The following is a 20506-nucleotide window of genomic DNA, read 5'->3' on the forward strand; positions in this document are numbered from 1 at the left end:
GAGATCACCCACCCAATCTGTCGGGGTGGCCTCGTTTTCGCCCGTCGCTATGGCCTCATTTTCGAGCGTCGTCGACATTGAGGGCGGCTACGCTCGCCCGGATCTGCCGCGATGAGCGCGCGATCTACCTGCGGGCTGCACGAACGCGCTCGGGCCGCGAGGTCATGGGAGCTGGCGTGCTCGTCCTCTGGGCAGGTGCCGGAACGTCGTAGCGATGCAGGCGGCCGAGCGGAGGGGTGTCAGAAGGTGTAGCCGAACGCCTCGAGGTCGGGGGCGTAGACCTCGGCGACCTTCGCCCGGGTCGCGTCGGTGTAGTAGTCGCGATAGCTGCCGTGCGGGGACCTGTTGCGGTGCGGCACGTGGACCGGCTCGCCGCCGAGGCGCCGCTCGACCTCGGCGAGGTCCTCGGCGAAGGTCTCGGTGCGTCCCACGAAGTCGACCTCGCGTCCGGGCGCGCGCAGGTAGGCCACCTGTGGCCGGCCGACCCGCGGCAGCTCGGCGGTGCCCCGCATCACGAACTCGTCGAAGCCCGAGTACGCCGCGGCCGCACGCCACATCTCGTTGCCGCGCATCCGGGTCGCCTCGGGTCCCTGCGGCCGGCCGCTCGACGGACCCCACTCGCGGTCCCAGTCCTGGATCATCGACCACCACGAGACCATCCGCGCCCACGGGTTGCGCACGAACGCGAACGACCAGTAGTCGGCCGTCTGCGGCTCGGCGCGCAGGATGCGGGCGTACGGCGCGTGCCGGCCGAGCGGGGGACGCACGCCGGGCGCCTTGCTCCGCGCGTCGGGGCAGCAGCGCTCGAACACGACCCCGACCGAGACCCCGCCGGTCTTCGGCACGTGCACGAACAGGGCGCGCCTGGTGTCGGAGATCAGCACGGGCGCGAGGCTAGCCCACGCACCTGTGGCAGGCCCGGCCTGCGGGGGAGGGTGGCGTCCCGCCGCGCCCGGGATGCGGGATGATCGGCCCGTGATGACGTTCCTCGAGCTCGGGCCGGGCCGGGACTTCGTGCTCCTCGCCCTGCCCAAGACCGCGAGCACGTCGCTCGAGCGGACGCTGTCGCCGTACGCCACCGAGGTCGTCGGCTCGCCGCCGGGCCGCAAGCACCTGCCGGCCCGCGGCTTCGTCCACACCAAGGCGCACGAGCTCGCCGCGCAGGGGCGCCCGCGCGAGTCCTACGACCTGGTCACCATGTTCCGCGAGCCGGTCGCCTGGCTGGAGTCGTGGTGGCGCTACCGGGCCCGCGAGGACAGCCGGCAGTCGACGGCCGAGATGACCTTCGAGGAGTTCGCGCTCCACTACCTCGCCGGCGACGACGAGGCGCCCGTGCCGAAGGGCCGCCCTGCGCGGTTCATCCACGCCCAGGGCAGCGTCGCGGTCGACCACGTGCTCGCCGTCGAGCGTCCCGACGTCTGGTCGTCGTGGTTCGCCGAGCGGATCGGCCGACCGCTGGAGTTCGAGCGGCGCAACGCCTCGTCCGCCGAGCGCGGCGAGCTCGGGTTCGCCACCCGCGAGGCGCTGGTGGCCCACTTCGCCCCCGAGTACGAGGTGTGGCGGCGCGTGGCCGACACCGGCGTGTGGTCGGGTGCGCGCGGCACCCGCCTGGAGTCGCTGGGTCAGTAGGTGGGTCAGTAGGTGTAGCCGAAGAGCTCGATGTCCTCGGCGTAGACCTCGGCGACCCGCTGGCGCGTCTCGTCGGTGTAGTAGTCGTGGTAGGTGCCGTGCTTGGACTTGTTCTTGTGCGGCGGCGTGGTCGGCTCGAGGCCGAGCTGCACCTGCACCTGCTGGAGGTCCTGCACGAAGTTCTCGGTGCGGCCGATGAAGTCGACCTCGCGACCGTGCTTCGGGGCGCGGAGGTACTTGATCTGCGGCGTGCCGACGCGGGGCAGCTCCTCGGTGCCGCGCATGACGAACTCGTCGAAGCCGGAGTACGCGGCCGCGGCCCGCCACATGTCGTTGCCGTCGCGCATCGAGTTGTGCTTGACGTCCTGCGGCTTGCCGCTGCGGGGGCCGTGCCGGCGGTCCCAGGCGGAGATCATCGAGTACCACGAGACCATCCGCGCCCACGGGTTGCGCACGAAGCCGAAGGTCCAGTAGTCGATCACCTGCGGCTCGTGCTTGATGATCTTGCCGAGCGTCGCGTGGCGGCCGATGGGGACGCGCGCCTTGCGGGCGTCGGGGCAGGCCTCCTTGACGGTCTCCTCGACCGACACGCCGCCCGTCTTGGGGACGTGGACGAAGAGCACCTTGCGCGAGTCGCTGATCAGCACGCGGCGAGGTTATCCCACCGCGACAGGGCTCCCACCGCGCCGCGGAGCACCTAGCATCGCGGCGTGACGACGACCGCACCGCCGCGCGGCTACCGGGCCTCCCAGAAGGTGCTGCACTGGCTGACGGTGCTGGCCGTGGCGGCGCAGTTCGCCGTCGGCTACGCCCTCGACCTCGACGGCGACTGCGACCCACCGGGGGAGGACCGCAGCGGCGGCGACACCACCGACGCCGAGGAGGAGCGGTTCGACCGGCTCGAGGAGGCGTGCGAGGCGCGCGCCGACGACTACGACCTGCTCGGCGGCGGGCTCGACCTGGCGGAGGTGCACCTCGGCCTCGGGCTGACGGTGCTGCTGCTCGGCGTCGTACGCCCGCTGTGGCGGCGGGTGGCCGGCCTCCCGCCGTGGTCGGACCACCTCTCCACGCGCCAGCGGCGCCTGGTCCACTGGACCGAGCGCGCCCTGCTCCTGCTGCTGGTCGTGGTGCCGTTGAGCGGGCTGCTGCTCGTCGGCACCGGGGACGACGCCTGGCTGCCGCTCCACATCGGGGCGCACGTGGCGTTCTTCACGGCCCTGGCGGCGCACCTGTCGACCAACCTGCGCCCGGTGATCCTGCGCCGGATGCTCTGAGCCGGCTCGCGGGCGGGCGCGTCAGCGCTCGAGCGGCCAGCCGCGCTGTGCCCAGCCGCCGGTGCCGCCGGCGACGTTGATCGCCGGGACGCCCTGGGCGCGCAGGTGGTCGACCACCTGACGGCTCCGGCCGCCGGACTGGCAGATCACGAAGACGGGCCGGTCGCGCGGCAGCTCGGCGACGTGGGCGGGCACGTCGTTCATCGCGATGTGGGTCGCCCCAGGCACGTGTCCGCCGGCGAACTCGTCGTCCTCGCGGACGTCGAGCACGAAGGCGCCCTCGCTGTGGGCGGCGGCGAACTCGTCGAGGCCGACCTCGTCCTGCGGTCCGTTGTCGGCGGCGTCCTGCGCGGTGGCGACCTCCTGGCGCACGGCGTCCATGTCGAGGCCGCGGGCCTGCTCGATCACCCCGGCCAGGGCCTGCGGCGGCAGCGCGCCGGCCTGGTTGAAGAGCAGGATGCCGTCGCGGAACAGCATCAGCGTCGGGATCGAGGTGATCGCCGCCATCTGCGCCAGCTGCTGCTCGGCCTCGGTGTCGACCTTGCCGAAGACGATGTCGGGGTTGTCCTCGGACGCCTTCTCGTAGACGGGCGCGAACTGCCGGCACGGTCCGCACCAGGCAGCCCAGAAGTCCACGAGGACGATGCCCTCACCGCTCACCGTCTGCTCGAAGTCGGCCAGGGTCAGCTCTCGCGTGCTCATGCCTCCACACTGCCACGGCGGTCGGAGCGAGGCCTCACCAGCCGCGGTCGCGCCACTCCGCGAGGTGGGGTCGCTCGTCGCCCAACCTGCCGTCGTTGCCGTGCCCGGGGTAGAACCACGTGTCGTCGGGCAGCCGGTCGAACAGCTTGGTCTCCACCTCGCCGATCAGCTGGGCGAACGCCTCGGCGTCGCCGAAGGTCGAGCCCACGCCGCCGGGGAAGAGCGAGTCGCCGGTGAACAGGTGCGGGCTGGGGGAGACGGCCTCGTCGTCGAGGAGCAGGCAGATCGAGCCCGGCGTGTGGCCGGCGACGGGGATCACCACCAGGTCGCACGTGCCCACGGCGACCTTGTCGCCCTCGCCGACCCGACGCTCCACGGCGACGCCCGTCTGCTCCTCGATCGCGTCGGCGTCGGGGGCGCCGGCGACCACGGTCGCCTCCGGGTGGGCCGCCTTCACGGCGGACAGTGCCCGGTGGTGGTCCCAGTGCTGGTGGGTCGTGACGATGGAGGTCAGGGACCGGTCGCCGATGAGCTCCAGCAGCCGCTCGGGCTCCGCCGCCGCGTCGACGAGCACCAGCTCGTCGGTCTCGGTGCAGTGCAGCAGGTAGCAGTTGTTGGACATCTCCGGGTCGACCGCCACCTTCGTCAGGGTCAGGCAGCCGAGCGGGCGCACGTCCGGCTCGCCGCCGGGTGACACCTCGCCGGTGTAGGACTCGTTCACCATGACTCCACCTCCGGGAGCTCGTCGGAATCGGACGTGAGGCCCTCGCCGGAGCCACGGCCGGTGAGCCACCAGCCGAGGGCGCCGGACCCGCCGCTGACGACGGGACCGGGGTCCCCCTGGCCGTAGCGCCAGGTGTGGTCGAGGTCGGTGGCCCGGACGGCGAACGGCCGGGGATACGCGCGCTTGGTCATCGACTCCAGCAGGATCACGCGGAAGTCGTCGGGCCAGTCGTCGGCCGTGTAGCCGGTGCCGAGGTCGGCGTGGTGGATCTCCACCTCCCGCAGTCGCATCAGCACGGCGGTGCGCAGCGCGAAGTCCGGCCCGCCGGGCGTGCGCTCGAACCTGCCCTCCCAGTCGTCGGGCCCCATCGCGGCGAGCGCCTCGCCGAAGCGGTTCGTCGAGGCCGCGAGGCGCTCGCGCAGCTCGCCCGGCGCGGCCGACGCGAGGTCCTCGATGTCGGTGTCGCGGGCCTGCGGCGAGGCGTACATGGGCTGGGGCCGCCCGGTGCGCGCCCCGTGCAGGACGCCCGCGAGGCCCTCGGCGTTGAGCGCGAGGTGCGCGAGCACGTGGCCGCGCGTCCAGCCGGGCAGTTGTGAGGCCTCGGCGTACTGGACGTCAGGGAGCGCCTCGACCGTGCGGGCGAGCGCTCGATCGGCTCGGGCGATGGTGTCCGGGCCAGGTCTCGGGAGGTCGATCACCCGACCATCGTGCCACCACCGGCGCCTCCGTGCGGTCCACCCTGCCGGGTGGACGATGGGGCGCTGTCGGTGCTGCGTGAGATGGTGGATCGGTGCGTCGACTTGATCGCGACGCCCCTCCGGGACGAACATGTGTTCGACTCCGTCAAATGCCAGAACGAGGACCACAGTGGCCGACCAGCTCATCATCCGGGGCGCCCGCGAGCACAACCTGAAGGACGTCTCGCTCGACCTGCCGCGCGACTCCCTCATCGTCTTCACCGGCCTGTCCGGCTCGGGCAAGTCGAGCCTCGCCTTCGACACGATCTTCGCCGAGGGGCAGCGCCGCTACGTCGAGTCGTTGTCGGCCTACGCCCGCCAGTTCCTCGGGCAGATGGACAAGCCCGACGTCGACTTCATCGAGGGCCTGAGCCCGGCCGTCAGCATCGACCAGAAGTCCACCTCGAAGAACCCGCGCTCGACCGTCGGCACGATCACCGAGGTCTACGACTACCTCCGGCTGCTCTACGCCCGCGCGGGCCGCGCCCACTGCCCGACCTGCGGCGCCCCGATCGAGCAGCAGACCCCGCAGCAGATCGTCGACCGCATCCTCGCACTCGAGGAGGGCCGTCGGTTCCAGGTGCTCGCGCCCGTGATCCGCGGCCGCAAGGGCGAGTACGTCGAGCTGTTCCGCGAGCTGCAGCAGCAGGGGTTCAGCCGGGTGCGCGTCGACGGCGCGACCCACACGCTCGACGACCCGCCGACCCTCGACAAGAAGCTCAAGCACACCATCGAGGTCGTGATCGACCGCCTTGCGGTCAAGGAGTCGTCCAAGCGCCGCCTGACCGACTCGGTGGAGACCGCGCTCGGCCTCGCCGGCGGTCTCGTGGTGTTCGACTTCGTCGACCTTGACGCCAAGGACCCGGGCCGGGAGATGAGGTTCTCGGAGAAGATGGCGTGTCCCAACGACCACCCCATCGACACCGACGACCTCGAGCCGCGCTCGTTCTCGTTCAACTCGCCGTTCGGCGCGTGCCCGGTCTGCTCGGGCCTCGGCACCCGGATGGAGGTCGACCCCGACCTCGTCGTCCCCGACCCCCGCGCCACGCTCGGCGAGGGCGCGATCGCCCCGTGGAGCGGCGCGCACGTCGCCGACTACTTCCTGCGCCTGATCAACGCGCTGGGCGAGGAGCTCGGCTTCGACCTCAACACGCCTTGGGAGGAGCTCCCAGCCAAGGTGCGCACCTCCCTGCTGGAGGGTCACAAGACCAAGGTCCACGTCGTCACCCGCAACCGCTACGGCCGCCAGCGGGCCTACTACGCCGCGTTCGAGGGCGTGCGCCCCTACGTCGAGCGCCGCCACCGCGAGGCCGAGTCCGACACGAGCCGCGAGCGGTTCGAGGGGTTCATGCGCGAGGTGCCGTGCCCGGCCTGCCGCGGCACCCGCCTCAAGCCGGTCTCGGTGTCGGTCACCCTCGGTGCCCGCGACCAGGGGGGCAAGAACATCGCCGAGGTGTGCGCCCTCCCGATCGACGAGGCCGCCCACTACCTCCGCACCGTGGAGCTCTCCGCGCGCGAGCGCCAGATCGGCGAGCAGGTGCTCAAGGAGATCCAGGAGCGCCTGCGGTTCCTGCTCGACGTCGGCCTCGACTACCTCTCCCTCGACCGGCCCAGCGGGTCGCTGTCGGGCGGCGAGGCCCAGCGGATCCGGCTCGCGACCCAGATCGGCGCTGGCCTCGTCGGCGTCCTCTACGTGCTCGACGAGCCCTCGATCGGCCTCCACCAGCGCGACAACCACCGCCTCATCGAGACGCTGCTCCGGCTCAAGGAGCTCGGCAACACCCTGATCGTGGTCGAGCACGACGAGGACACCGTCCGGGTGGCCGACTGGGTCGTCGACATCGGCCCGGGCGCCGGCGAGCACGGCGGCCAGGTCGTCCACTCCGGCACCGTCGAGGGCCTGCTCACCCATCCCGACTCGATCACCGGGCAGTACCTCAGCGGCCGCCGCGAGATCCCGCTCCCGGCCGTGCGCCGCCCGCGCACCAAGGGTCGCGAGCTCACGGTCCACGGCGCGCGCGAGCACAACCTGCAGAACGTCGACGTCAGCTTCCCGCTCGGTGTCTTCACCGCGGTGACCGGCGTCTCGGGCTCGGGCAAGTCGACGCTGGTCAACGACATCCTCTACACGTCGCTGGCCAAGCAGATCTACAACGCCCGCACCGTCCCGGGGCGCCACACCAAGATCACCGGCCTCGAGCACGTCGACAAGGTCATCCACGTCGACCAGTCGCCGATCGGTCGCACCCCGCGCTCCAACCCGGCCACCTACACCGGAGTCTTCGACCACGTCCGCAGGCTCTTCGCCTCCACCCCGGAGGCCAAGATGCGGGGCTACCTCCAGGGCCGCTTCTCGTTCAACGTCAAGGGCGGGCGCTGCGAGGCGTGCACCGGCGACGGCACGATCAAGATCGAGATGAACTTCCTGCCCGACGTCTACGTCCCGTGCGAGGTGTGCCACGGCGCCCGCTACAACCGCGAGACGCTCGAGGTCCACTACAAGGGCAAGACCATCGCCGAGGTCCTCGACATGCCGATCGAGGAGGCGGCCGAGTTCTTCGCCGCGGTGCCCGCGATCGCGCGCCACATGAAGACCCTGGAGGAGGTCGGTCTCGGCTACGTCCGCCTCGGGCAGCCGGCGACCACGCTCTCCGGCGGCGAGGCGCAGCGCGTCAAGCTCGCCAGCGAGCTGCAGAAGCGGTCCACGGGGCGCACGGTCTACGTCCTCGACGAGCCGACGACCGGCCTCCACTTCGAGGACATCCGCAAGCTGCTCGGCGTGCTGTCGAGCCTGGTCGACAAGGGCAACACCGTCCTGGTCATCGAGCACAACCTCGACGTGATCAAGACCGCCGACTGGGTCATCGACATGGGCCCCGAGGGCGGCTCTCGCGGCGGCACCGTGGTCGCGGAGGGGACGCCGGAGGAGGTCGCGGCGGTCCCGGAGAGCCACACCGGCTCCTTCCTCGCACCGATCCTCGAGGGTCGTGGCGCCCGGCAGCCGGGGGCGCCGCGCCGGCAGCCGGCCGTGGCCGCGAAGTCGGGGCCGGCGACGCGCACCGCGACGAAGTCCACGGCGAAGAAGGCGACGGCGAAGAAGGCGACGGCGAAGAAGGCGACGGCGAAGAAGGCGACGGCGAAGAAGGCCGCGGCCACGACGGCTCCTGCCACCAAGGCTGCGAAGAAGTCCTGAGGCGACCATCAGGTTCCTCACAGGTCCGCTGGCTAGGGTCGCCGCATGACCGCCCTCAACAGACGTCGCGCCCTCGCCGGATCGGCGGCGATCGCCGTCGGTGTCCCCGTCCTCGCCGCCTGCGGCTCCGACGACGACTCGACGGCCACCGACCCCGCCGACTCGGCCACGCCCTCGCCCAGCGACGACACGAGCTCGGCGCCTAGCACCGACGGCACCCAGACGCCGAGCGGCGGCGCGGCGCTGGCGAGCGCGTCGAGCGTGCCCGTGGGCGGGTGCGTCGTCAACACGGACGCGAAGGTCGTGGTGACCCAGCCGACCGAGGGCGACTTCAAGGCGTTCTCCGCCGTGTGCACCCACCAGGGCTGCCTCGTCCAGTCCAGCAGCGAGGGCGACATCCCCTGCCCGTGCCACATGAGCAAGTTCTCCCTCGAGGACGGCTCGCCGTTGTCCGGGCCGGCCTCCGCACCGCTCGCCGCGGTGCAGATCACCGTCGACGGGGACTCGATCACCGAGGCCTGATCGCCAGCGCCGTAGGGCCCTCCGGACTGTCGGGGGGCGCCCGTAGGGTTGAGTCGTGGCCACGCCGAGCTCCTATCGACCCCCACCGGGATCGATCCCGACCAAGCCGGGGGTCTACCGCTTCCGCGACGCCAAGGGCCGCGTCATCTACGTCGGCAAGGCCAAGAGCCTGCGGCCGCGCCTCTCGTCCTACTTCCAGGACATCGGCAACCTCCACCCGCGCACGGCCAGCATGGTCACCACCGGCGCCAGCGTCGAGTGGACGGTCGTCGACACCGAGGTCGAGGCGCTCCAGCTGGAGTACAGCTGGATCAAGGAGTTCGACCCCCGCTTCAACGTCAAGTACCGCGACGACAAGTCCTACCCCTGGCTGGCGGTGACCGTCGGGGAGGAGTTCCCCCGCGTCATGGTCGGGCGCGGCGCCAAGCGCAAGGGCACCCGCTACTTCGGCCCCTACAGCCACGCCTGGGCGATCCGCGAGACGGTCGACCTGCTGCTGCGCGTCTTCCCGATGCGCTCGTGCAGCAACGGCGTCTTCAAGCGCTCCGCGCAGATCGGACGCCCCTGCCTGTTGGGCTACATCGACAAGTGCGCGGCCCCCTGCGTCGGCAACGTCACCGCCGAGCAGCACCGCGAGATCGTCGACGACTTCTGCGACTTCATGGCCGGCAACACCGCCGCGTTCACCCGGCGCATCGAGCGTGAGATGTACGCCGCCTCCGAGGCGCTCGACTTCGAGAAGGCCGCCCGGCTGCGCGACGACCTCGGGGCGCTGACCAAGGCGCTGGAGAAGCAGGCGGTGGTGCTGCGCGACGGCACCGACGCCGACGTGATCGCACTCGCGGAGGACCCGCTCGAGGTGGCGGTGCAGATCTTCTACGTCCGCGGCGGCCGCATCCGGGGCCAGCGCGGCTGGGTCGCCGACCGCACCGACGAGGGCGGGACGCCCGAGCTGGTCCAGGACTTCCTCCTCCAGCTCTACGGCGGCGAGGACGACTCCATCCCGCGCGAGGTGCTGGTGCCGGCCCTGCCGCCCGACAGCGACGTGCTCGAGCAGCTGCTCACCGAGCGCCGGGGGAGCAGGGTCGTCATCCGGGTCCCGCAGCGCGGCGACAAGCGCGACCTCCAGCAGACGGTCGCCAACAACGCCGCCCAGGCGCTCGCCCTCCACAAGACCAAGCGCGCCAGCGACCTCACCACCCGCAACCGCGCCCTCGAGGAGATCCAGAAGTCGCTCGGCCTCGACGAGGTGCCGCTTCGCATCGAGTGCTACGACGTGTCCAACCTCCAGGGCACCGAGGTCGTCGCGTCGATGGTCGTCTTCGAGGACGGCCTGGCACGCAAGTCCGAGTACCGCCGCTTCGTCATCCGCGGCGTCGACGGGCAGAACGATGTCGCCTCGATGCACGAGGTGATCACCCGTCGGTTCCGCCGGCTGCTCGACGAGCAGGCCCGCAGCGAGACCGTCTCGACCGAGTCGGGTCCGATGCTCGTCGACCCCGAGACCGGGCGTCCCCGCAAGTTCGCCTACGCGCCCTCGCTGGTCGTCGTCGACGGTGGCCCGCCGCAGGTGGCGGCGGCCCAGCAGGCGCTCGCCGAGCTCGGCATCGACGACATCCCCGTGTGCGGGCTGGCGAAGCGCCTCGAGGAGGTGTGGCTGCCGGGGGAGGAGGACCCGGTGATCATGGCGCGCACCAGCGAGGGGCTCTACCTGCTCCAGCGGATCCGCGACGAGGCCCACCGCTTCGCGATCACCCACCACCGCGGCCGGCGCTCCAAGTCCATGGTGGAGAGCGCCCTCGACGACGTCCCCGGCCTCGGGGAGGTGCGGCGCAAGACCCTGCTCAAGCACTTCGGCTCCCTCAAGAAGCTGCGCGAGGCCGACGTCGACCAGATCGCGCTGGTGCCCGGCATCGGGCCGCGCACGGCGACCGCGATCAAGGACGCCGTCGCGCAGGCCGACGCGACGCGCAAGACTGCTCCCCGCGAGCCGAGCGTCAACACCGCGACCGGCGAGATCCTGGAGGACTGAGAGGCATGCCGCGATGAACGAGACCGATCCCGGCGAGCTGGTGATCGTCACCGGCATGACCGGTGCGGGCCGCAGCACCGCCGCCAAGGAGCTGGAGGACCTCGGCTACTTCGTGGTCGACAACCTGCCGCCCACCCTGGTGCGCGACGTGGTGCGGCTCGTCGACGAGAGCCGCGGCATCCACCAGCCGATCGCCGTCGTCGTCGACGTGCGCTCCGGCTCGTTCTTCGACTCGCTCCAGGCCAACCGCCACCAGCAGGTCACCGGCCGGCCCACCACGCTGCTGTTCCTCGAGGCGACCGACGAGGCGCTGGTGCGGCGCCAGGAGGCGGCGCGCCGGCCCCACCCGTTGCAGGGCGGCGGGCGGCTGCTCCACGGCCTCCACCGCGAGCGCCACGTGATGGCCGACCTCCGCGGCGACGCCGACGTGCTCCTCGACACCACCAACTTCAACGTCCACCAGCTCAAGGACCGCATCGCCGATCTGTTCGGCACGGCCGCCTCGACCCGGCTCAAGGTCACGATCATCAGCTTCGGCTTCAAGTACGGCATCCCCGTCGACGCCGACTGGGTCGCCGACATGCGCTTCCTCCCCAACCCGCACTGGATCCCCGAGCTGCGTCCCCAGAGCGGCCGCGACCCCGACGTGGCGGCCTACGTGCTGTCGCAGCCCGGCGCGGAGCGGTTCCTCGAGCAGTACCTCCCGGTCCTCGCGACCGTCGCAGACGGCTACCTCGCCGAGGGCAAGAGGTTCATGCAGGTCGCCATCGGGTGCACGGGCGGCAAGCACCGCAGCGTCGCGATGACCGAGGCCATCGCCGGCCGGCTCCGCGAGTCCGGCTACGACGTGCGCCCCGCCCACCGCGACCTCGGCCGGGAGTGACGTGGCCCGCGACACCGCGCAGGCCGCGGTCGCGCTCGGCGGCGGGCACGGCCTGTACGCCACCCTCTCCGCCCTGCGCCGCCTGCACGACGACCTCACCATCGACGACCTCACCGCGGTCGTGACCGTCGCCGACAACGGCGGCTCGTCCGGACGGCTGCGCGGCGAGTTCGGCGTGCTTCCGCCGGGCGACCTGCGGATGGCGCTCGCCGCGCTCTGCGGGGACGACGAGTGGGGCCGCACGTGGGCCGAGGTCCTGCAGCACCGCTTCGCCGGCCACGGCCAGATGAACGGCCACGTTGTGGGCAACCTGCTCATCGTCGGTCTCTGGGAGCTGATGGGCGACCCCGTGCGGGCGCTCGACTGGGTCGGGCGGCTGCTCGGTGCGCACGGCCGGGTCCTGCCGATGGCGACCACGCCGATGGACATCACCGCGCGGGTGCGCGGCGCGGAGGCCGAGCAGCCCGATGCCGTCACCGTCGTACGCGGCCAGGTCGAGGTCGCCACGACCGCGGGTCGCATCGAGTCGGTCGCCCTGGTGCCGGAGGACCCCCAGGCGTGCGCGGAGGCGGTCGACGCGATCCTCGCCGCGGAGTGGGTCGTGCTCGGGCCGGGCTCGTGGTTCAGCTCGGTGATCCCGCACCTGATGGTGCCCGGGCTGCGCCGGGCGCTCGCCGAGACCCCCGCGCGGCTCGTCGTCGTGCTCAACCTGGAGGCCCAGGCGGGGGAGACCACCGGCTTCGGCCCCGCCGACCACCTGGCCGTGCTGTTCGAGCACGCCCCCGACCTCACCGTCCACGCGGTGCTGGTGGACTCGTCCGCGCTCGCCGACGACCACGAGCGGCTCGCGAAGGACGTCGCCCAACGCGGCGCCCGGCTCGTCGTCGCCGACATCGCCGTGCCGGGCGAGCCGCGTCACGACCCCGACAACTTGGCGGCGGCGTTCCGTCGGATCGTGGAGGAGGCCTGAGTCACGCCGGCCGGGCGCTGGGCGCCGTTCCAGCCGAGGGTCGTTGACCAGCGTGGCAGGATTCGCTCATGGCTATGACGGCACAGGTGAAGGCAGAGCTCGCCTCCACCCAGATCACCAAGACCTGTTGCCGCAAGGCCGAAGTGGCCTCGATGCTGCGCTTCGCCGGGGGCCTGCACATCGTGAGCGGGCGCATCGTCGTCGAGGCCGAGCTCGACACCGGCGCCGCCGCGCGGCGGCTCCGCACGGACATCTCCGAGGTCTACGGGCACCCGTCCGACGTGGTCATGGTGCAGGGCAACGGCATCCGCAAGGGCAGCCGCTACATCGTGCGCGTGACCAAGGACGGCGAGGCGCTGGCGCGCCAGACCGGGTTGCTCGACCAGCGCGGCCGGCCCGTACGCGGCCTGCCGCCGGCCGTCGTCAGCGGCGGCGGGTGCGACGCGGTCGCGGCCTGGCGCGGCGCGTTCCTCGCCCACGGCTCGCTGACCGAGCCCGGACGCTCGTCCTCCCTCGAGATCACCTGCCCCGGCCCCGAGGCCGCGCTGGCCATCGTCGGCGTCGCCCGCCGCCTCGGCATCTCGGCCAAGGCCCGCGAGGTGCGCGGCGTCGACCGGGTCGTGATCCGCGACGGTGACGCGATCGGCGCGCTGCTGACCCGCCTCGGCGCCCACGAGTCGCTGATGGCCTGGGAGGAGCGGCGGATGCGGCGCGAGGTGCGGGCCACCGCCAACCGCCTGGCCAACTTCGACGACGCCAACCTGCGCCGGTCGGCCCGTGCCGCCGTCGCCGCCGGCGCCCGCGTGGAGCGGGCCCTGGAGATCCTCGGCGAGGAGATCCCCGACCACCTGCGCCAGGCCGGCCACCTGCGCCTCGAGCACAAGCAGGCCTCCCTGGAGGAGCTCGGGCAGCTGCACGAGCCGGTCCTGACCAAGGACGCGATCGCCGGCCGGATCCGCCGGTTGCTGGCGATGGCCGACAAGCGCGCCGAGGAGCTCGGCATCCCGGACACGGAGTCGTCGCTGACCCCGGAGATGCTGGCCGAGGACGCCTGAGACAGGCCCCTCCCGACCGGTTTGGATCGTTCCAAGTTACCGGTCCGTACCGCGGGAGACCCCGGGTCGGCGCGTCTCGGGTACCCAGTAGGGTCGTAGATGGTCACCAAAGGCCAACTGTCGACGGGGTCACCGAAGGCCCCACCAAGGAGGCACGGATCATGACTGTCCGCGTAGGTATCAACGGCTTCGGTCGCATCGGTCGCAACTTCTTCCGCGCGGTGCGCGCCTCGGGCGCCGACATCGAGATCGTCGGGGTCAACGACCTGACCGACAACGCCTCGCTCGCCAACCTGCTCAAGTTCGACTCGATCCTGGGCCGCCTCGACGCCGACGTCACCAGCGACGACACGTCGATCCGGGTCGGCGACCAGACGATCGCCGCGTTCGCCGAGCGCGACCCGTCCGCCCTCAAGTGGGGCGAGATCGGTGCCGACGTGGTCGTGGAGTCCACCGGCTTCTTCACCGACGCCACCAAGGCGCGCGCCCACGTCGACGCCGGCGCCAAGAAGGTCATCATCTCGGCGCCCGCCAAGAACGAGGACATCACCGTGGTGATGGGGGTCAACAACGAGCTCTACGACCCGGCTGCCCACACGGTCATCTCCAACGCGTCGTGCACCACCAACTGCCTCGCCCCGATGGCCAAGGCGCTCCACGAGGGCCTCGGCATCAACAAGGGCCTGATGACGACGATCCACGCCTACACCGCCGACCAGAACCTGCAGGACAACATCCACAAGGACCCGCGTCGTGCCCGCGCGGCCGCGCTCAACATGGTGCCGACCTCCACCGGTGCCGCGAAGGCCATCGGCCTGGTCCTGCCCGAGCTCAAGGGCAAGCTCGACGGCTACGCGATGCGCGTCCCGGTCCCGACCGGCTCCGCCACCGACCTGACCTTCGAGGCGTCCCGCGAGACCTCGGTCGACGAGGTCAACGAGATCGTCCGGGCTGCGGCCGACGGTCGCTACCTGAAGTACTCCACCGACCCGATCGTCTCCACCGACATCGTCACCGACCCGGCGTCCTGCATCTTCGACGCCCCGCTCACCAAGGTGATCGGCAACCAGGTCAAGGTGCTCGGCTGGTACGACAACGAGTGGGGCTACTCCAACCGCCTCGCCGACCTGATCACCTACGTCGGCACGTCGCTCTGACGCCGATGCCCGCCACCACTCCCGGCATCGACTCGCTCGGTGACCTGAAGGGCAAGCGCGTCCTGGTCCGGTCCGACCTCAACGTCCCGCTCGACGGCACGACGCCGGGCGAGACGAAGGTGGCCGACGACGGCCGGATCCGCGCAAGCGTGCCGACGATCAAGCAGCTCTCCGACGCCGGCGCCCGGGTGGTCGTCACCGCCCACCTGGGCCGGCCGAAGGGCGCGCCCGACCCGAAGTGCTCGCTCCGGCCCGTGGCCGAGCGGCTCTCCGAGCTGCTCGGCCGCCCGGTCGCGTTCGCCACCGACACGGTCGGCACGAGCGCCACGGAGACGGTGGAGGGCCTGCAGGACGGCGACGTCGCGGTGCTGGAGAACGTCCGGTTCAACGACGGCGAGACCAGCAAGGACGACGAGGTCCGCGCCGCGTTCGCCGACCAGCTCGCCCAGCTGGCCGACGCGTTCGTCTCCGACGGCTTCGGCGTCGTGCACCGCAAGCAGGCCAGCGTCTACGACGTCGCGCTGCGGCTGCCGTCGGCCATGGGCGGCCTGGTGGCGGCGGAGGTCGACGTGCTGCGCCGGCTCACCGAGGACCCCGAGCGGCCCTACGTCGTCGTGCTCGGCGGGTCGAAGGTCTCCGACAAGCTCGGGGTCATCGACAACCTCATCGACAAGGCCGACAAGCTGCTCATCGGCGGCGGGATGGTCTTCACCTTCCTCAAGGCCCAGGGCCACGAGGTGGGCAAGAGCCTGCTCGAGGCCGACCAGGTCGACACCTGCGCCCGCTACCTCACCGAGGCGGCTGACCGCGGCGTGGAGATCCTGCTGCCGACCGACGTCGTCGTCGACACCGAGTTCCCGTCGGGCGACCGTGAGCCGCACCCCACCGTCGTACCCGCCTCGGAGATCCCGGCCGACGCCATCGGGCTCGACATCGGGCCCCAGTCGGCGGCCGCCTTCGCGGCGGCGCTGGCCGACGCCCGCACGGTCTTCTGGAACGGCCCGATGGGCGTGTTCGAGACCGACGCGTTCGCCGCCGGCACCCGTGCCGTCGCCGAGGCGCTGACGAAGGTCGACGGCCTGTCGGTCGTCGGAGGTGGCGACTCCGCCGCGGCCGTGCGCAAGCTCGGGTTCGACGAGGCCGCGTTCGGCCACATCTCCACCGGCGGTGGCGCGTCGCTGGAGTTCCTGGAGGGCAACGAGCTCCCGGGCATCGCCGTACTCGAGAGGGGCTGACGTGGCCGGGAACAAGCAGAGCCGCACGCCGTTGATGGCGGGCAACTGGAAGATGAACCTCAACCACCAGGAAGCGGTGGTGCTGGTCCAGAAGCTCGCGTGGACGCTGGCGGACAAGCGCCACGACTTCGGCAAGGTCGAGGTCGTCGTGGTGCCGCCGTTCACCGACCTGCGCTCGGTGCAGACGCTGGTCGACGGCGACCGCCTCTCGATCCGCTACGGCGCCCAGGACGTCTCCGTCCACGACAACGGCGCCTACACCGGCGAGATCTCAGCGACGATGCTGGCCAAGCTGGGCTGCTCCTACGTCGTGGTCGGGCACAGCGAGCGCCGGATCTACCACAACGAGTCCGACGAGCTGGTCAACGCCAAGGCGCACAAGTCGCTGCACGCGGGGATGACGCCGATCGTGTGCGTCGGGGAGGGCCTCGACGTGCGGCAGGCCGGCGAGCACGTGCCCTTCACCCTCACGCAGCTCGACGGCTCGCTCGACGGGTTCACCGCCGAGCAGGTCGCCGGCCTCGTGGTCGCCTACGAGCCCGTGTGGGCGATCGGCACGGGGGAGGTGGCGACCCCGGACGACGCGCAAGAGGTCTGCTCGGCGATCCGCGAGCGCGTCCGGCACGTGCACGGCGACGGGGCCGCCGACGGCCTCCGGATCCTCTACGGCGGCTCCGTGAAGGCGGGCAACGTCGGCGGGATCATGGACAAGGCAGACGTCGACGGCTGCCTGGTCGGTGGCGCCAGCCTGCAGGTCGACGAGTTCGGCGGCATCTGCCGGTTCTACGACATGCCCGTGCTGTGAGGCGGCCTCCGGTCCCCGGCCTGCGTGACGTAGGCTGCGCCACGTGATTCTGCTCTTCACCATCCTGCTCGTCATCACGAGCGCGATCATGATTCTGCTCGTGCTCCTCCACAAGGGACGCGGAGGCGGCCTCTCCGACATGTTCGGTGGCGGTGTGTCCAGCAGTCTGGGGGGATCGTCGGTGGCTGAGCGCAACCTCGACCGGTTCACCATCGGGGTCGGCGTCATCTGGTTTGCGTGCGTCGTCGCCCTGGGCCTGCTCATGGCCTACCAGGGCAACTGAATCCCCCGAGCGTTTTCTTGAGAAGGAGTCGACATGGCTGGTGCTGGTAACGCGATTCGCGGTAGTCGAGTCGGAGCCGGCCCGATGGGCGAGGCCGAGCGCGGCGAGGCCGCGCCGCGGCAGACGGTCACCTACTTCTGCAGCCACGACCACCGCTCGGTGGTGACGTTCGCGATCGAGGCCGCGGCCCCGGAGTCCTGGGACTGCCCCAAGTGCGGCCTCCCGGCCAGCCTGGACTCGGAGAACCCGCCCCCGGCGCCCAAGATCGAGCCCTACAAGACGCACCTGGCCTACGTGAAGGAGCGTCGCAGCGAGACCGAGGCGGCCGACATCCTCGACGAGGCCGTCGCCCTGCTCCGCCGTCGCCGCAAGGCCGGCGAGATCATCTTCTGACACGTCGAGCAGGCGCGTACGTCGAGTCGGCGCGTCCTGACGCTCCGATCACGTCGAGTCGGCGCGTCTTGACGCGTGCGGCTCGTCGAGTCGGCGCGTCTTGGCGCTGCACGTGCGTCGAGTCGGCGCGTCCTGCTCAGGCGGCCTGACGCCCGCGGGCTCGACGTACGCCTTGCACGATGATGTCGTCGATCCGCCGGTCGTGGCCGTAGACGTCTGGTGACCAGACCGGCTCGATCAGCCAGTCGGCGTCCTGGCGGAGCCACCTGAATCGCGCCTCGTCGTCGGCCTCGTGCGCACCGGTGTGCCACTCCACGCCTTGGAACTCCACGCCGAAGCGCAGCGCTTCGTTGCCGACGTCGACGAACGCGATCCTGCCGTTCGCGCGCACCTCGATCTGAGGCTCGGGCGGGGGGACAGGCAGGTTGAGCCAGCGCCACCGGACGACCGTCTCGCCGCCGGACTGGGACCGGCCGTCGGTGTGCGGGGCGACCAGTCGCAGCGTCGTCACCCAGCGCATCCGGCTGAAGCGGTCGATCTCCGACAACAGTTCGCCGACGCTGAACGCGCCGAGCCGGTGGAGAGCGTCGAGCGCGGTGAGCGCCGGCTCCGGCCACCGCTGGCGCCCGAGGTCGAGCGCCGTGCGCAGCGGCGTCGTCATCCGGACGCCGCCCACCTCGATGAGGTCGCTGTCGCGCAAGGTCCGCTCACCACTCTCCGCGAGCTTGTTGCGGAGTCGGCCCCGGCCGTGGGGCAGGAACATGGCGATGGGCATCGCGTGGAGGTGCTCGTTGGGGTGCAGGAGCATGTCGGCGCCCTGTGCCCAGCCCGCGTGACGGTCCACGACGATCGCATCCGGGGGAGTCACCAGCCGCAGACACGCGAGGCGGCAGGCTGTGTCGTCGGGCACCTGCGAAGCGACGTACACGCCCTTGATCGGGGCGCGCAGGAGCCCGTCGCGGCACAGCAGCGTCAGCTCGCGCGCCGACACCCCTGCTGCCAGGGCGTCGCGCGTGGCGAACGGCGCATCCACGGGAAGCGGGAAGGTGTGATCGAGACCGGGCTGGGTGAGCCACCGAGACGCGCGCATGCTGGACGGATTCCCGGTCGGTGGCGGGTCCACTCCCGGCCGTTCCGGCCCTGTGGACAACGGTCAGGACACGCCGACTCGACCCCGTACGGCGGTCAGGATGCGCCGACTCGACCACGTACGGCGGTCAGGACGCGCCGACTCGACCCAGTGGGCTCCGTCAGAGGGCGGAGGCGGCGGCCTCGTCGAGCCACCACACGGTCTCCTCGCCGCGTACGCCCCGCGCGGGGGTCTCGGCGACGGACCCCTCGGGGGCCAGCGCCCGCGCGACGGCATCGGCCTTGCCGTCGCCGCTGGCGATGAACCAGACCGCACGGCACCGCTCCATCGCCTCGAAGGTGAGGGTGATGCGGTCGGGGGGCGGCTTGGGGGAGTCGTGGACGGCGACGGCGATCGCGTCGCGCGCCTCGAGCGCCGGGTGACCCGGGAAGAGCGAGGCGCAGTGCCCGTCGGGGCCGATGCCGAGCATCAGCACCTCGAAGAACCCGGTCCCGTGCTCGCGCAGCGCCGTGCTGTAGGCCGCGGCGGCGTCCTCGGCGGTCGCCACCTGGTCGCTCGCCGCCACCTCGTGGACGTTGGCCGGGTCGACCGGAACGTGGTCGAGGAGCGACTGGCGGGCCTGGACGGCGTTGCGGTCGGGGGAGTCGGACTCGACGAACCGCTCGTCACCCCACCAGATCACCACCCGGGACCAGTCGACCGACGAGTCCGCGGACCGGCGGGCGAGCTCGCGGTGGAGCTCCTCGGCGATGCTGCCGCCGGTGAGGCCGATCTGCGGCACCTCCCCGCGCGCCTGGGCCGTCTCGAGCCTGTCGAGCAGCGCGGACGCGACATCGCCGACGAGCGCGTCGGCGTCGTCGTGGCGGCGGACCTCGGGATCGTTCACGTCGTGCTCCTCAGCTTGACCAGGTGGGCGGCGACCTCCGCGTAGATGTCGTCCTCGTCGAGGCGCCGCAGCTCCTCGGCGAGGAGCGCAGGCACCTCGCGCCGCTTGAGCGCGATCGGCCGGTCGGGGCGGTTGGGCGAGCTGAACGTCGCCAGCCGACCGTCGGCGCGGGAGATCCGGATCGGCCCCTCCCGGGTGTCCATGCTGACCTCGGTGATCCCCGGCCCGTCGGAGGTGCCCCGGGCGACGTCGACCTTGAGGCGGTCGCTGAGCCAGGCCACCAGCAGGTCGGCGCTCGGGCTGATCCGCTCGGCGGTGACCTTGGCGCCGCGGACCTTGAGCGGGTGCTGGTCGAGGGCCGCGGCGAGCAGGGCGCGCCACGGCGTGAGACGCGTCCAGCTCAGGTCGGTGTTGCCCGGCGCGTAGGTCTGGCACTGCGTCAGCATCGCCGTGGCCTTGCCGCGCGGGACCGCCGCGGAGTCGGTGATCCGTCGCTGCGCCAGGGCGCCGAGCGGGTCCGCGGCCGGGTCGGCGGGCGCCGACGTCGGCCACCAGATGGCGACGGGGGAGTCGGGCAGGAGCAGCGGCAGGACGACCGAGTCGGCGTGCTTGACCACCTCGCCCTTGAGCCGGATCAGGGCGATCTCGCCGCCCCAGCCGTCACCGCTGCCGACCTGGGCGTCGACCCGGCCGGAGCCGCGCCCGTCGCCGAGGATCACCCCGAGCACCCGGGAGGGGTGCTCGCGGGAGGCCCGCTTGGCCGCGGCCATCGCCTCGGCGGCGTCCTCCTCCGGCGCGACGATGATCAGTGTCATCACCATGCCCATCGCCGGGCTCCCGGCCCGGGTGCGGGCGCGGACGATCTCGGCCGCGATCGCGGACGAGCTGGTGTCGGTGAGCTCGATCATCTCGGGGTCCCCTCGGAGGCGTGAGCGG

At 71.9% G+C, this 20506-nt stretch carries 21 protein-coding genes; 13 read left to right on the forward strand and 8 right to left on the reverse strand.

Going from position 1 to position 20506, the window contains the following annotated elements:
* Window positions 1–239: 239 nt before the first annotated feature.
* Complete coding sequence (locus AC4H2S_RS19335) at window positions 240–884, reverse strand: sulfotransferase family 2 domain-containing protein (protein ID WP_491498613.1); 645 nt, start codon at window positions 882–884, stop codon at window positions 240–242.
* A gap of 91 nt (window positions 885–975) precedes the next feature.
* On the opposite strand from AC4H2S_RS19335, the gene AC4H2S_RS19340 reads away from it, so the two are divergent.
* Window positions 976–1629, forward strand: coding sequence for a hypothetical protein (locus AC4H2S_RS19340; protein ID WP_491498614.1), 654 nt, complete (start codon window positions 976–978; stop codon window positions 1627–1629).
* A 5-nt stretch (window positions 1630–1634) separates the two neighbouring features.
* On the opposite strand, the gene AC4H2S_RS19345 is transcribed toward AC4H2S_RS19340, so the two are convergent.
* Complete coding sequence (locus AC4H2S_RS19345) at window positions 1635–2276, reverse strand: sulfotransferase family 2 domain-containing protein (RefSeq protein ID WP_491498615.1); 642 nt, start codon at window positions 2274–2276, stop codon at window positions 1635–1637.
* Window positions 2277–2339: 63 nt separating this feature from the next.
* Between AC4H2S_RS19345 and AC4H2S_RS19350 the strand changes: the two genes are divergently transcribed.
* On the forward strand, window positions 2340–2903 hold the full coding sequence (locus AC4H2S_RS19350) for a cytochrome b/b6 domain-containing protein (RefSeq protein WP_491498616.1): 564 nt from the start codon (window positions 2340–2342) through the stop codon (window positions 2901–2903).
* A gap of 21 nt (window positions 2904–2924) precedes the next feature.
* Here the strand turns inward: AC4H2S_RS19350 and AC4H2S_RS19355 are convergent, their stop codons facing one another.
* The 3 genes from AC4H2S_RS19355 to AC4H2S_RS19365 are packed head-to-tail and all read right to left on the reverse strand — an operon-like array spanning window position 2925 to window position 5027.
* Window positions 2925–3605 carry a thioredoxin domain-containing protein gene (locus tag AC4H2S_RS19355; protein ID WP_491498617.1) on the reverse strand — a complete coding sequence of 227 codons (681 nt, stop codon included), beginning with the start codon at window positions 3603–3605 and terminating at the stop codon, window positions 2925–2927.
* A 34-nt stretch (window positions 3606–3639) separates the two neighbouring features.
* Window positions 3640–4329 carry an MBL fold metallo-hydrolase gene (locus tag AC4H2S_RS19360; protein WP_491498618.1) on the reverse strand — a complete coding sequence of 230 codons (690 nt, stop codon included), beginning with the start codon at window positions 4327–4329 and terminating at the stop codon, window positions 3640–3642.
* Entirely contained in the window at window positions 4323–5027 is a 705-nt protein-coding gene (locus tag AC4H2S_RS19365) for a maleylpyruvate isomerase family mycothiol-dependent enzyme (protein WP_491498619.1), read from the reverse strand. The genes AC4H2S_RS19360 and AC4H2S_RS19365 overlap by 7 nt, the downstream gene beginning before the upstream one ends.
* Window positions 5028–5157: 130 nt before the next feature.
* Here AC4H2S_RS19365 and uvrA point away from each other — a divergent pair, with 130 nt between their 5' ends.
* The 11 genes from uvrA (at window position 5158) to AC4H2S_RS19420 (ending at window position 17594) form a co-directional block, all read left to right on the forward strand.
* Window positions 5158–8259 carry an excinuclease ABC subunit UvrA gene (uvrA, locus tag AC4H2S_RS19370; protein WP_491498620.1) on the forward strand — a complete coding sequence of 1034 codons (3102 nt, stop codon included), beginning with the start codon at window positions 5158–5160 and terminating at the stop codon, window positions 8257–8259.
* 45 nt (window positions 8260–8304) lie between these two features.
* On the forward strand, window positions 8305–8781 hold the full coding sequence (locus AC4H2S_RS19375; RefSeq protein WP_491498621.1) for a Rieske (2Fe-2S) protein: 477 nt from the start codon (window positions 8305–8307) through the stop codon (window positions 8779–8781).
* Window positions 8782–8836: 55 nt separating this feature from the next.
* On the forward strand, window positions 8837–10813 hold the full coding sequence (uvrC, locus tag AC4H2S_RS19380) for an excinuclease ABC subunit UvrC (RefSeq protein WP_491498622.1): 1977 nt from the start codon (window positions 8837–8839) through the stop codon (window positions 10811–10813).
* Between the two features lie 13 nt (window positions 10814–10826).
* Window positions 10827–11696, forward strand: coding sequence for an RNase adapter RapZ (gene rapZ / locus AC4H2S_RS19385; RefSeq protein ID WP_491498623.1), 870 nt, complete (start codon window positions 10827–10829; stop codon window positions 11694–11696).
* Window position 11697: 1 nt separating this feature from the next.
* Window positions 11698–12666 (forward strand): gluconeogenesis factor YvcK family protein, encoded by a 969-nt coding sequence (locus AC4H2S_RS19390; protein WP_491498624.1) that lies wholly within the window; start codon window positions 11698–11700, stop codon window positions 12664–12666.
* A 68-nt stretch (window positions 12667–12734) separates the two neighbouring features.
* The gene (gene whiA, locus AC4H2S_RS19395) at window positions 12735–13721 is read left to right on the forward strand and encodes a DNA-binding protein WhiA (RefSeq protein WP_491498625.1); all 987 of its coding nucleotides are present in this window, start codon (window positions 12735–12737) and stop codon (window positions 13719–13721) included.
* 161 nt (window positions 13722–13882) lie between these two features.
* Window positions 13883–14878, forward strand: coding sequence for a type I glyceraldehyde-3-phosphate dehydrogenase (gap, locus tag AC4H2S_RS19400; RefSeq protein WP_491498626.1), 996 nt, complete (start codon window positions 13883–13885; stop codon window positions 14876–14878).
* A gap of 5 nt (window positions 14879–14883) precedes the next feature.
* On the forward strand, window positions 14884–16113 hold the full coding sequence (locus tag AC4H2S_RS19405; RefSeq protein ID WP_491498627.1) for a phosphoglycerate kinase: 1230 nt from the start codon (window positions 14884–14886) through the stop codon (window positions 16111–16113).
* Window positions 16114–16147: 34 nt separating this feature from the next.
* Window positions 16148–16918, forward strand: coding sequence for a triose-phosphate isomerase (gene tpiA, locus AC4H2S_RS19410; RefSeq protein WP_491498686.1), 771 nt, complete (start codon window positions 16148–16150; stop codon window positions 16916–16918).
* 43 nt (window positions 16919–16961) lie between these two features.
* Window positions 16962–17201 carry a preprotein translocase subunit SecG gene (gene secG / locus AC4H2S_RS19415; RefSeq protein WP_186342598.1) on the forward strand — a complete coding sequence of 80 codons (240 nt, stop codon included), beginning with the start codon at window positions 16962–16964 and terminating at the stop codon, window positions 17199–17201.
* Between the two features lie 33 nt (window positions 17202–17234).
* Window positions 17235–17594 (forward strand): RNA polymerase-binding protein RbpA, encoded by a 360-nt coding sequence (locus tag AC4H2S_RS19420; protein ID WP_491498628.1) that lies wholly within the window; start codon window positions 17235–17237, stop codon window positions 17592–17594.
* Window positions 17595–17730: 136 nt separating this feature from the next.
* Here AC4H2S_RS19420 and AC4H2S_RS19425 read toward each other — a convergent pair whose 3' ends face one another.
* The 3 genes from AC4H2S_RS19425 to AC4H2S_RS19435 form a co-directional block, all read right to left on the reverse strand.
* The gene (locus AC4H2S_RS19425; protein ID WP_491498629.1) at window positions 17731–18684 is read right to left on the reverse strand and encodes a type IV toxin-antitoxin system AbiEi family antitoxin domain-containing protein; all 954 of its coding nucleotides are present in this window, start codon (window positions 18682–18684) and stop codon (window positions 17731–17733) included.
* Window positions 18685–18844: 160 nt separating this feature from the next.
* Window positions 18845–19570 (reverse strand): 6-phosphogluconolactonase, encoded by a 726-nt coding sequence (gene pgl, locus AC4H2S_RS19430; RefSeq protein WP_491498630.1) that lies wholly within the window; start codon window positions 19568–19570, stop codon window positions 18845–18847.
* Window positions 19567–20478 carry a glucose-6-phosphate dehydrogenase assembly protein OpcA gene (locus AC4H2S_RS19435; RefSeq protein ID WP_491498631.1) on the reverse strand — a complete coding sequence of 304 codons (912 nt, stop codon included), beginning with the start codon at window positions 20476–20478 and terminating at the stop codon, window positions 19567–19569. The genes pgl and AC4H2S_RS19435 overlap by 4 nt, the downstream gene beginning before the upstream one ends.
* Window positions 20479–20506: the final 28 nt, after the last annotated feature.

The sequence above is a fragment of the Nocardioides sp. Z13_37 genome (assembly GCF_058355585.1).

Bases quoted from the DNA above. Each gene is read 5' to 3' on its own strand.
- AC4H2S_RS19420 (WP_491498628.1), top strand. From the start codon at position 17,235: ATGGCTGGTGCTGGTAACGCGATTCGCGGTAGTCGAGTCGGAGCCGGC.
- AC4H2S_RS19405 (WP_491498627.1), top strand. From the start codon at position 14,884: ATGCCCGCCACCACTCCCGGCATCGACTCGCTCGGTGACCTGAAGGGC.
- AC4H2S_RS19435 (WP_491498631.1), bottom strand. From the start codon at position 20,478: ATGATCGAGCTCACCGACACCAGCTCGTCCGCGATCGCGGCCGAGATC.
- AC4H2S_RS19355 (WP_491498617.1), bottom strand. From the start codon at position 3,605: ATGAGCACGCGAGAGCTGACCCTGGCCGACTTCGAGCAGACGGTGAGC.
- tpiA (WP_491498686.1), top strand. From the start codon at position 16,148: ATGGCGGGCAACTGGAAGATGAACCTCAACCACCAGGAAGCGGTGGTG.
- AC4H2S_RS19360 (WP_491498618.1), bottom strand. From the start codon at position 4,329: ATGGTGAACGAGTCCTACACCGGCGAGGTGTCACCCGGCGGCGAGCCG.
- uvrA (WP_491498620.1), top strand. From the start codon at position 5,158: ATGTGTTCGACTCCGTCAAATGCCAGAACGAGGACCACAGTGGCCGAC.
- whiA (WP_491498625.1), top strand. From the start codon at position 12,735: ATGGCTATGACGGCACAGGTGAAGGCAGAGCTCGCCTCCACCCAGATC.
- gap (WP_491498626.1), top strand. From the start codon at position 13,883: ATGACTGTCCGCGTAGGTATCAACGGCTTCGGTCGCATCGGTCGCAAC.
- AC4H2S_RS19425 (WP_491498629.1), bottom strand. From the start codon at position 18,684: ATGCGCGCGTCTCGGTGGCTCACCCAGCCCGGTCTCGATCACACCTTC.
- rapZ (WP_491498623.1), top strand. From the start codon at position 10,827: ATGAACGAGACCGATCCCGGCGAGCTGGTGATCGTCACCGGCATGACC.
- AC4H2S_RS19375 (WP_491498621.1), top strand. From the start codon at position 8,305: ATGACCGCCCTCAACAGACGTCGCGCCCTCGCCGGATCGGCGGCGATC.